Genomic DNA, 11,451 nt, shown 5'->3' with positions numbered 1-11,451 from the left:
TTACTGAACATTTTATTACTTTATAGTATTTAGCAACTCATCAGCTAACCGTAAGGAAATTAAAATGTTAGCTAAACGTGTTGTACTCATATTTATTTCTTTAGTTATTTCAGCTTGTTCAGACTCTAATGAGGGAGTAGCGCTAGGGACTCTTGAGCGTGAACGTGTGATCCATCCTGCAACAACTAACGAAGTACTGATTGATTTACCCGTCTCAGCAGGTCAGTTAGTTGAAAAAGGGCAGGTAATTGCACAGTTCGATGCTGAGCTTCAACAAGCCATAGTAGCCAAAGCTCAAGCGCAACTAGCTCAAGCAACAGCATTTCTTGAAAAAACTTTAAATGGTGCTCGCCCAGAAGAGGTTGCTGCGACATCAGCCAAAGTAGCAGCGGCAAATGCTGCATACACACAAAGCGAAGCTAATTTTCGCCGAGCAAAAACGTTATTTAAAGATAAGCTCGCAAGCCAAGAAACCTTAGACAGCGCAACAGCCGCACGGGATGAAACTTTTGCAAATTTAGAATCAGCAAAGCAGAACCTAAAAGAGCTAACAAATGGCTCTCGTGTCGAAGATATTAATAGTGCAAAGGCGCAAGTTCAAGCCGCAGAAGCTGAGCTAAAAGTACAACAAAAATATCTTTCAGATCTGACAATTAAAGCGATGCGTTCCGGCAGAGTCGATAATTTGCCTTGGCATGTAGGTGAGCGAGTTACTAAAGGAAGCCCTGTGGTTATTATTCAAGCGAACAGCGCACCATACGCACGCGTATATATCCCAGAACCATATCGCGCCAAGCTCAAACAGGGCATGAGGCTCATGGTTCGCGTAGACGGCATAGATCAAGAGATTGAAGGCGAACTTACTTGGATCGCCACAGAGCCTGCTTTCACTCCTTTTTATGCCCTAAATCAGGAAGAGCGCGCGCGTTTAATGTATCTTGCTGAGGTAACACTACCTGCAACTGAGAATAACTTACCAACAGGCGTACCTGCCCAAGTGGTTATGCCATGACTGAGTCGGTGATCCATGCCAAAGGCTTGATAAAACAATTTGGCGATTTAACAGCGATTGATAACCTTGATCTAGACATTCAGCAAGGCCAAATTTATGGCTTTTTAGGCCCCAATGGTTGTGGCAAAACGACTGCAATACGTATGCTTACGGGTTTATTGAAGCCAACCGCCGGTGATATCAATGTGCTTGGCTTGAGCCTGCCAAAAGATGCAGAAAAGCTGAGAACACAACTTGGTTATATGACTCAAAAGTTTTCACTTTATAGCGACTTAACTGTACTTGAAAACCTCCAGTTCATGGCTGCGCTTTACCCTTTAAAAAAGCGGCAAAAACAACAAAGAATTGATGAATTGCTCCATACCTACGGTCTTGATCAAAGAACGGAACAAATGGCCGGAAGTATGAGTGGGGGCCAAAGGCAGCGCTTGGCATTGGCTGCTGCAGTGATCAATAAACCGAAAATTTTATTTCTTGATGAGCCAACATCGGCAGTCGATCCACAAAATCGCCGTGACTTTTGGGAAACACTTTTTGATTTAAGTAATGCCGGTACCACAATATTAGTCACTACTCACTACATGGATGAAGCGGAGCGCTGTCATCGTTTAGCAATTTTAGAATCCGGTATTAAACGCGCCGATGGCTCACCAAAACAATTAATGACAGACATGCATGCCTATGTTGTAGAAATAGCTGGGGCGCAAACTAGAGAATTAAAAAAACAGCTCGCAACAATCGATCAAGTTATCTCGGCGACTCAGTTAGGCGCACAATTGCGAGTATTAGTGAAAAAAGATGTTCAAGATCCCGTTGAGTTTATAAAACAGCAATCATTTTGTAAGGATACGTGGCAAGTAAATATTGTTCGCCCAAGCCTTGAGGACGTGTTTGTAACTTGTACAGGGCAGGGCAGACAATGAATATTGTTACCTCTTTAAGCCGTATAAAAGCTATTGTAAGCAAAGAGTTATTACAATTACGCCGTGATAGAATGACATTTGCTATGGTGGTAATGATCCCCCTTATCCAGCTGATTCTATTTGGGTATGCTATTAACACTAATGTTAAGGATATCCCTGTTGCAGTAGTCGATCATAGTCACACTGCTCTCAGCCGCATTTTAGTACAAACAGTATCAGCCACAAATGTGGTCAAAGTGACAGATTACTATAACAGTATAGAGCAAGCACAAACAGCAATAGCCAGTGCTAAAGTGCGCGCCGTGCTTTTTATACCCCACGATGTAGCAAACCGGCTTGCTCAACACCCAACAGTCGGTTTTGGTTTACCAGATGGTAGTAATGAGTCGTTAGTCAGGCCAATTGCGCATTGGTTAGTTGATGGCTCAGATACAATGGTAGCGTCGAGCATTAAATCGCTTCGCAACATGCCGCTTGCTGAACTGCTCGATAAGCCCGCGAATAGAACTTATCCTACCTTTGAAACAACCTTATTTTATAACCCTGAGCAGCGCTCTGCGGTTAATATTGTGCCAGGTTTAGCAGCTGTCATTTTGACCATGACTATGATTATGTTTACCTCTGCTGCAATTGTTAAAGAGCAAGAGCGAGGCAATATGGAGCTCTTAATAACCTTACCTTTAAGCTCACTTGAGTTGATGATAGGTAAAGTGGTGCCTTATATCTTCATTGGTTTTATTCAGCTATTTATTATATTAGGAATGGGCAAGATATTATTTCATATTCCTTTTGACGGTGGTTTAATGGCACTGGTTGTCGCAACATTTGCCTTTATATGCGCCAGTTTAGTGCTAGGTTTAGTGCTCTCGACCATCGCTAAAAACCAGCTTCAAGCAATGCAAATGACTATTTTTATTCTGTTACCTTCCATTTTATTGTCTGGTTTTGTATTTCCCTATGAAGGAATGCCTATGGCGGCGCAGTGGCTTGCTGAATGCTTACCAGCAACGCACTATTTAAGGCTAATAAGAGGAATAGTACTAAAAGATGTCAATCTAATGAGTATGAGCAGTGACTTAATTTGGCTTTTGATCTTTACTATTTTAGGCTTGGCTATGGCTGCACTTAGGTTCAAGAAAACCCTTGATTAAGCTAGGCAATGTACGGCATATGTGCTTAACTAAAATATAATTTTCATTATTTATGAGCAAACCTTAGCGTGTGGCAAGTATTTTGGGTAGTGATGCTAATAGTTACATTTGATAGCTATGCGGCAAAGATAAACCTAGCCCATACCATGAAACATGAGCATTTTGATCAACTGTTAAGCACACTCGCTGAGCAAAGTGGTTTGACGGTTAATTCTGTGTCGGTTGATCAAAAAGCTCTAAAAGTAAGACTGGTACAAAACACCAGTACCAGCACCTCAACAGACGTTATTATTGTGCCTGCAGATCATTTAGGTCTTGATAAATATGCCAACTACAGTGTTATTCCAAGCTCACTCATTGCTGACACTACAGATAAGCGAACCTTAGACACTGCTAAGCTAAACAATCAGCTCTTGGGTATTCCCATTATTCAAGGTAATCACCTGCTACTTTTTTATAATAAGCAGTACGTTAAAGAGCCAATAGAAAATTGGCAGGATATATATAGCTTTAAATCATCCTTGCCTGAAGAGGTTAAACTAGTTACATGGAGTTTTATGGAGATGTACTGGTTTATTCCGTTTTTATCGGCTTTTAATGGTGATCTAATTGTAGATAATAAAGCTCAGCTAAACACGCCTGCAATGCAATCTGCTCTCAAATTTGTTTGGGATTTAAGTAAACAAAACCTCGTTGATAGACAGTGCGATTACACTTGTTCAAATAACGCATTTAAAGCGCAGCAAGCCGCATTTACTATTGATGGTGCATGGGCATTAAAAACTTATGATCAGGCGCTTGGTGATAATTTAGGGATGCAACAGTTACCGAAACTCAATGGTGAGTATATGCAGCCTTATTACTCTACTTTTGTACTGGCGTTTCCAAATGATGGCCTAAATGGTGCAAATAAAGAAAACTTATTCAAATTTGCTAAATTGGTTCAAGCAGAAAAGTTCCAAACAATGATTTGGCAACAGCTCCAAGATATTCCTATCAATACAGAGGTTTTAAATAAGCTAAAAGCACAACAAGGTTCATGGTTATCAACCTTAATTGATGCTATGCAATTCACAAAACCTATGCTATCAACGCCATCTATGATCATTGTTTGGGAAGTATTAAATAAAGGTTTTATTCGCTATGGGAGTGGAGCCTTAACTGCTGAGCAAGCGGGGTTATTTATGCAAGGGTTGGCAGAGCGTTCGATTGCCAATGAAGGGGATGAATGAGCAGTCCACGCTTTAGTCGCGCCTTGTTTATCAGTGTTTTACTTCTGGTAATTATACCTTTATTGATACTTGCAGGTTTGATGACAGGGCGTTTCTATTTAAGCTCGATTGATCAGGCAAACACTAGTTTACAGTGGCAAGCCAGAAATAATGCGGCTAGTCTTGAGCAACTATTATTTAAGCTTGAGAAAAACAGCCAATTACTTAGTAGTATCAAGGCGATTACTGAATTGCCTAATAAAGTTGTATACTCACAGTTCGCGCTAGTACAGCTACAGGAGTTTGTCGCCCAAAACCCGCAAATCAAAGCTGCAATTGTTATTGATAACCAAGGGTTTATAGTTGAGGGTTATCCTATTACCTCTTTAAATTTGAACTATAAGCTCACAAAAAGCATTCTCGATAGCGCCCAAACATCGACACAACAGAACACAATTCAAATTATTGATAACCCCCAAGTGAGTGAGTTGTTTGTTCCTGCACAAGCAAAACAAAATGCCTTGTTGGCTATTACATCAACACTGCTCCATGAGCAAGATTCACTGAGCGAGCCAATTATCAAAACGGGCGTATTAGTGTCTTTTGTCCCCTTATCCGAAGCGTTAAAGTGGCTTGCAATACATAATGAGCAGCCAGTTTATCAAGAAGGCAAGCAAGTACAAATCACAGCAGAAAAAAATATTTTGTTTAGTTTGGGTGATGCGGGCGAAAATGGGAAACTAATGGGGCAAGCAACGATTAATAATGTTTACTTCGAAGGCAAACCAACGAACTTACAGTTTCAAATTAACGAAACCAAAACAAGTTACACCAGCGCCGTTAAACAAACAGCCGTATTAGCAGGACTACTAATTTTTGGACTCTCTGTTATTTCATTTATTCTCGTCCGTTGGCTGACTGCGCGACTTCATAACCCGCTGAATCGTATAACTGCCCTTAGCCGCGAGTATGCGTTAGGGAATTACAAACAAAATACTGACGACTTTCACTACCAAGAGTTTAAAGATATTGCTGAGTCGCTTAATAGCATGGCTGAAACCATTGATATTCAAATTACTTCTTTGCAGCTAGAAAAACATCGGGCTGAGCGTTCTGAGCAAGTTAAAAGCCAATTCTTAGCGAATATGAGCCATGAAATACGCACTCCAATGAATGGTATCGTGGGCTTTTTACAGTTACTAAATAAAAGCGAATTAACGCAAGAGCAAGCAGAGTTCGTTAGGCAAATTAATAACTGCAGCGATGTTTTATTGACCGTTATTAATGACATTCTTGATTTTTCAAAAATAGAGGCAAAAAAAATAGAGCTAGAGTCGCGTGAATGTGATTTAGTCGCGCTTTGTCGTGACCTTATTTTATTATTCAAGCCTAGTTGTGATAACAAAGGGATTCGCTGCAATCTAGATGTCCCCTCAATACAATCTTTGATCGTTGAGTGTGATGAAATACGTGTTAAACAAGTGCTTATTAATTTGCTTTCGAATGCAGTTAAGTTCACTAACCAAGGGGAAATTGTACTCTCACTTACTTTGCTAAATAGAGACGAATGCGTCACAGACGTTGAGTTTTCTGTAAAAGATTCAGGAATTGGTATCGCAGAAGATAAAATTAAAGCACTGTTTAATCCATTTGTTCAGGCGCAAAGTAATATCACCCGTGAATATGGCGGTACAGGCCTTGGGCTTGCAATTAGTAAAGGGATGATTGATTTAATGGCAGGGAGTATAGCGATAATTAGTGAGCTTGGCAAAGGAACCGAGTTTACGGTTAATGTCAGTTTTAAAACGCTATATCCAGAAGGTGTAAGCGCTAAAGTGGATCAGTTAGATAAAGACTCTCAATTTGATTTTAACTCAGTCGATAAGCCTATATTAATTGCCGAAGATAACCCAATTAACCAAATTGTTATCACGAAGTATTTAACTCAATTAGGTCTAAGTTATGAATTGGCCGAAAATGGACAAATTGCGTGTGAGAAAACCCTAACAAAAGACTACGCACTGATTTTAATGGATATCCAAATGCCGGTGATGGATGGTTTAACTGCCAGTGAAAATTTATTAGCAAGGTCAGGTTTTAATACACCAATTATTGCAGTCAGTGCCAATGCAATGAAAGACGACATCGAAAGAAGTTCAAAAATTGGTATCAGCGACCATATCGCAAAGCCAATTAATTTTACTGAACTGGAAAAAGTACTCGCAAAGTGGCTATCTCAGCAATTGCTGAAATAGCCACTATCAATCAAAAAGTGTTGTTATCTTTTTTCTGAATTAACTCAATCGCATAACCATCTGGGTCTTTAACAAACGCGATTTCAGTTGTGCCGCCTTTAACAGGACCCGGCTCACGACTCACATTACCGCCAGCAGCTTTAATGTCTTCGCAAGCTTTATAAATATCATCAAACTCAATAGCAATATGACCGTATGCATTACCTAAATCATAGCTGTCTGTATCCCAGTTATAAGTAAGCTCAAGCACTGTCGAATCTTTTTCATCACCATAACCGACAAAAGCAAGGGTGTAGCGGTACTCTTCATTGTCTGCACGACGCAGCTCTTTCATACCTAATACCTGCGTATAAAATTCAATTGATTTGTCTAAATCAGCAACGCGAAGCATTGTGTGTAATAAGCGCATTTTTAGCATCCTCTTTCTTGTCTTTAAATTCGCACAATTCTAATAACGCAGTGTGGTATAAGGCTGCGCGTTAAAATTATCAAAAATGGATTATAAGTTATTTCGATTGCTTGCACAGTAGCATTGAGACAAATCGCAAAGTCCATGCTGTAAAATTAATAACTAAGCTTTGGTATAAAGAAGGTAATGATATGCAGCAATGGGAGAGCTATTGCTGCATAACAATGAGGTATTTGAGATATAAGCGTACGTTTAGCTTTTCACTTTACCTTTCAGTACATAGATTTCGCCATCAAAACTCCCTTGGATTGTCAGACCTTGTCCCGCCAACTCTTTAAGATATTCGATATGCTCATTAGTGATATGTTGCCCCGGGACTAACAGTGGGATACCAGGAGGGTAAGGCGTCACCAATCCGGCACAGATTCGGTTGTTACTTTTACTAATCGGCACAGATTCACGTTCACCATAGAACGCATCACTTGGGATACAAGCCAAGTCTATAGCAGGTAAGTTTTCTGGTAAGCGAGTGCGCCTCATTGTGGTGGCTAGCTTCACTTTACCACTGTCGAGTTTTTTCAGTGCATTGTAAAGACGAATGATCTTTGAGCGTGTACCGCCAAGAGTTAGTAAAACTAAGATAGTACTGTGAGTATACTTTTCAATTTCAAGGCCAATTTCATCTAATAGGAATTTATGAATATCCTTTAATGAATAAGGTAGCTCACTAATATCTATAAGAATTTTTAGTGGGTCGTGGCCCATGTTATCGCCACGAAAATGTGGGAATATATCCATGAAATCTTGCTTATCGAGCACTTTTATATGTTTTAGGGAAGCCATTTGTTGCTTAAATTCTGCAACGTGATTCAGTAGGGCATTCAGTAATTTATAACCTTCCATTTCTAATTGTTTTTGGCATACATCTAGCGAAGCAATGAGCTGATATTTTGGCGAGGTACTGGCGTAAATACTGTAGATCTCACGAAAGAAATCGGCATCAAAATCAGGATCGTTAACATGAATATAAGATGCTTGAGAGAACGCTGAAACCACTTTATGTGCCGAATGGGTAACATAGTCCGCGCCAGCATTAATCGCCGAGTAGTGGCGTAAACTCGGGTGAAAAAGTGAATAAGCAAACCAGGCTTCGTCGATAAACACTTTAATACCGTGCTGATGCGCAAATTCAACCACTTGCTTTAAATCGCTAAGCAGGCCATCGTAAGTACAGCCTGTTAAAACCAATAATTTAGCATCGGTATTTTGTTCAATTGCTTGCTTAATGTCAGCCAGTGACGGTGGTGCGAAGATACCATATTTAGGATTCAAAATACTCGACAAGTAGATAGGTAAACTAGCCGATTGCAAAATGCCATAATGCACTGACTTATGGCAGTTTCGGTCTATTATCACCTTATCGCCTTTACGTAGCAAAGTTTGCAAAATAATTTTATTTGAAGTAGATGAGCCGTTGGTAACAAAGTAGGTATGTTTTACTTCAAATGTCGCCGCTGCTGATTCTTGAGAGCGGCCTATAGTGTTGGTACTGTCTGACAATGAGCCAAGCGAATCGACAGAAACAGACAAGTCGCCAACAAACACATTACGGCCATAAAACTGATAAAAGTCTTTAATATATGGAGAGTTTCTAAAGCTAGCACCGCCACTGTGCCCAGGTGTGTGCCATGAATCGTTCGATTCACTTACATAACGACGGTAAGCGGTCCAAAATGGGGTTTCTGATCTGTCATCAAAGTCATTGATCATATAGCCCAAGATTGCTTCAGGGTCTGAAATGACCTCGTCTTTAAAAAAGAAAGATTCAATTTCTTCAGACTCGTTGACTATTTCCAAGCCTTTCGTATCATCACCGATAACATAGACTGGCAGTTCAAGACGGATGCCTTTTAATTGCTCGATAAAGCGACTATAGGTGCGTTCGCCATTATTTAATACATCCCAACTAAGCACTACAGCTTGAATATCACCATCTTCCTCTACATAATTCAACGCCTGCTTGAGCTCAATGCACTCAACAATCTCGATATCAACATCAGTACGTTCAAAGTTAGGGATTGTTCTTGCTAGGTTCGTTGAAAGCTCTTTTAAGGTGGCAGGATCTTGCTCAATTAATAAGATACGAAGTAAAGGTAACATAGCGACTCTCATAAAAAATTCACATTACTCAACAGCATAACGAAAGGATGGAAGCTTGTGAAATTAATACATTGATATTTTTGTTTCGATACAGGGTATGCTTTTTTGCGTGTTAATCGCAGATAGTTGAAATTACATGTTCTTACTGTAAAAGTAATCGCTAAAGTAAAAGGTTAATTGAGCACTGAGTGATAAAACCACTCAAGCCAGATACAGCTAAAAATAAAGGCAAGCTTCCAAGGGAGAATAAAACATGGCGTATGTTGCCAATTTCAAAACCGTAGTCATCTCGACATTGTTTGCGTTTTGTACAAACGCGGTCAATGCAGATGAAATTTTAGATTCAAACAACAGTAAAAAGTCGATACCCGAAGCCACAAAATTTGTTACGCAGCATAAAGGCACTTTCAATGGCAAAAAGCTGAAATACAAAGCTGTAGCAGGTGAAACTTATTTATTAAACAAAAACGAACAGCCAACAGCTGCTATTTTTTCGTTTGATTACATAGCCTCAGACGGCAACAAAAACAGACCTGTTACATTTATCTGGAATGGTGGTCCTGGCTCATCGTCTAATTGGTTACACATGGGGGCTTATGGCCCCAAACGAGTTGTTGTACCAAGCGATGCAACATCTCCTGGAATGGCTCCTTACGAATTAAAAGAAGCGCCTGAGACGATTCTAGATGTGACTGATATGGTGTTTGTGGACCCTGTTGGTACAGGTTACTCACGTGCATTAGGTGACACTGAAAGCAAAGCCTTTTGGGGCTTGAATGAAGATGCATCTTCTATCGCTGATTTTATTGCCCAGTGGCTGACGAAAGAAAATCGCTGGAATGCACCAATATTTTTATTGGGAGAGAGTTATGGTACAACTCGAGCAGCAGCGGTTTCTAAAGTGCTTATGGATAAACACCTGATTAATGTAAATGGCATTATTTTTGTTTCACAAGCTTTAGACTATCAAGGTTCAAGCCCTTATGTAGATGACAATATCATTTCTTACGTCACTTACATACCAACGCTCGCTGCAACCGCTTGGTATCATAAAAAAGTAGACACATCAGGAAATTTTGAAGCATTCATTGATGCTAGCCGAAAATTTGCAGTTGATGAATTACTGCCTGCACTATTTAAGGGTAATGCGCTCAGTAAAGCTGACAGAGCGCTAATTGTTGATGGACTTCACCGTTATACAGGGCTAAGTAAACAATATATTGAACAGGCTGATTTACGCATTAACGCCTTTAGATTTGCAAAAGAATTATTGCGTGATGAGGGCGTTGCCGTTGGCTTTCTTGATGGACGTTATAAGCTTGATGAAAGAGATGATCTAACAGCAGCTCCTAAGCAAGACGCTTCGAAAGTTATAGGGCCGGCATATAAAGCGGCACTGATGAAATACATGCACACAGACTTAAACGTGCAGTGGAAAAGAAAATACTTAAATCCTGGCGACCCTGAGTTATCTGATAATTGGCGCTGGCGAACTGCTCCTGACGGACAAGGTTGGGAGCCAAAATACGTCAACACAGCACCGGATCTATCTTATGTTCTTCGTAGTAACCCACAGATGAAAGTGATGGTTGCCTCTGGATATTACGATATTGTTACCCCATTTTTTGATGCTGAATACACTTTAAATAGACACGGTATATACGCTGATAAAATTGACTATCACTATTATCACGGCGGTCACATGATGTATGTTCACGAACCAGCAAGAGTGTCGCTTTTAAGAGATACGCGAGAATTTATTAAAAAGCAGGTGAGCCAAAATCCTCGATAATAGCCTAGTACATTGTGTCAAACCCTGTGTTTGGCACAATGTGCAAAATGAGCTTGCATGGGGATAGAAAAAGAAGAAGTGGGGAACATCACCTTTAGATTATTTGCTTTCGAGTAGACTTCAACTACTCAGTCTTTTCTTTAAACTCACACAAATCTTCAATATTACAACTGCCGCATTTAGGCTTACGAGCAGTACATAAATAGCGGCCATGAAGGATTAACAAGTTTAGGTACCACTTCTTCTAGTTTTTGTTCTACAGCAAGCACATCTTTACCCATGGCAAACTTAGTGCGGTTAGAAACGCGGAAAAAATGCGTATCAACAGCAATTGTCGGCCCGCCGAAGTATACTGAAAGTAGATTTAGATGATTGCGCTAAAATAGGCTGCTTTGAGAGGCCAATGGCCGTTGTTAACGATTAAGTTGTCTAGTCTATTTGTTTGATAATCTTAGATACTTCAGTGTTTGGTTGATTAAAAATCGATTCTTTCGATTCCTGTATAGAAAGTAATGTGATCAATTTGTTAATTATTTAG

At 40.0% G+C, this 11,451-nt stretch carries 8 protein-coding genes and 1 pseudogene; 6 read left to right on the top strand and 3 right to left on the bottom strand.

All coding sequences use genetic code 11. The features are described from left to right. Nucleotides 1-64 precede the first annotated feature (64 nt). The 5 genes from L1D46_RS17760 to L1D46_RS17740 all read left to right on the top strand — a co-directional run bounded on the left by L1D46_RS17760 (nt 65) and on the right by L1D46_RS17740 (nt 6,552). Nucleotides 65-1,012: an HlyD family efflux transporter periplasmic adaptor subunit gene (locus L1D46_RS17760; RefSeq protein ID WP_239977977.1), complete on the top strand. Its 948-nt coding sequence runs from the start codon at nt 65-67 to the stop codon at nt 1,010-1,012. Beyond that, the gene (locus tag L1D46_RS17755) at nt 1,009-1,935 is read left to right on the top strand and encodes an ABC transporter ATP-binding protein (RefSeq protein ID WP_239977976.1); all 927 of its coding nucleotides are present in this window, start codon (nt 1,009-1,011) and stop codon (nt 1,933-1,935) included. Before L1D46_RS17760 ends, L1D46_RS17755 begins: the two co-directional genes overlap by 4 nt. Next, nucleotides 1,932-3,086, top strand: coding sequence for an ABC transporter permease (locus tag L1D46_RS17750; RefSeq protein ID WP_239977975.1), 1,155 nt, complete (start codon nt 1,932-1,934; stop codon nt 3,084-3,086). The genes L1D46_RS17755 and L1D46_RS17750 overlap by 4 nt, the downstream gene beginning before the upstream one ends. 92 nt (nt 3,087-3,178) lie before the next feature. Continuing rightward, nucleotides 3,179-4,318: an extracellular solute-binding protein gene (locus L1D46_RS17745; RefSeq protein WP_130051856.1), complete on the top strand. Its 1,140-nt coding sequence runs from the start codon at nt 3,179-3,181 to the stop codon at nt 4,316-4,318. Next, the gene (locus L1D46_RS17740) at nt 4,315-6,552 is read left to right on the top strand and encodes an ATP-binding protein (protein WP_239977974.1); all 2,238 of its coding nucleotides are present in this window, start codon (nt 4,315-4,317) and stop codon (nt 6,550-6,552) included. Before L1D46_RS17745 ends, L1D46_RS17740 begins: the two co-directional genes overlap by 4 nt. A gap of 10 nt (nt 6,553-6,562) precedes the next feature. Here the strand turns inward: L1D46_RS17740 and gloA are convergent, their stop codons facing one another. After that, nucleotides 6,563-6,961 (bottom strand): lactoylglutathione lyase, encoded by a 399-nt coding sequence (gloA, locus tag L1D46_RS17735; RefSeq protein WP_054553771.1) that lies wholly within the window; start codon nt 6,959-6,961, stop codon nt 6,563-6,565. A gap of 252 nt (nt 6,962-7,213) precedes the next feature. Then, complete coding sequence (locus L1D46_RS17730) at nt 7,214-9,121, bottom strand: aminotransferase class V-fold PLP-dependent enzyme (protein WP_167659214.1); 1,908 nt, start codon at nt 9,119-9,121, stop codon at nt 7,214-7,216. Between the two features lie 253 nt (nt 9,122-9,374). On the opposite strand from L1D46_RS17730, the gene L1D46_RS17725 reads away from it, so the two are divergent. Beyond that, nucleotides 9,375-10,913 carry a serine carboxypeptidase gene (locus L1D46_RS17725; RefSeq protein ID WP_239977973.1) on the top strand — a complete coding sequence of 513 codons (1,539 nt, stop codon included), beginning with the start codon at nt 9,375-9,377 and terminating at the stop codon, nt 10,911-10,913. Between the two features lie 124 nt (nt 10,914-11,037). Here the strand turns inward: L1D46_RS17725 and L1D46_RS17720 are convergent. Continuing rightward, nucleotides 11,038-11,275, bottom strand: a pseudogene (locus L1D46_RS17720) (endonuclease III); the annotation flags it as partial. Nucleotides 11,276-11,451 lie beyond the last annotated feature (176 nt).

The organism is Pseudoalteromonas sp. Isolate3 (assembly GCF_022398505.1).
GTDB lineage: Bacteria > Pseudomonadota > Gammaproteobacteria > Enterobacterales > Alteromonadaceae > Pseudoalteromonas > Pseudoalteromonas apostichopi.
The sequence above is the reverse complement of the archived record's forward strand: the minus strand, read 5'-3'. Positions and strand labels throughout refer to the sequence as shown.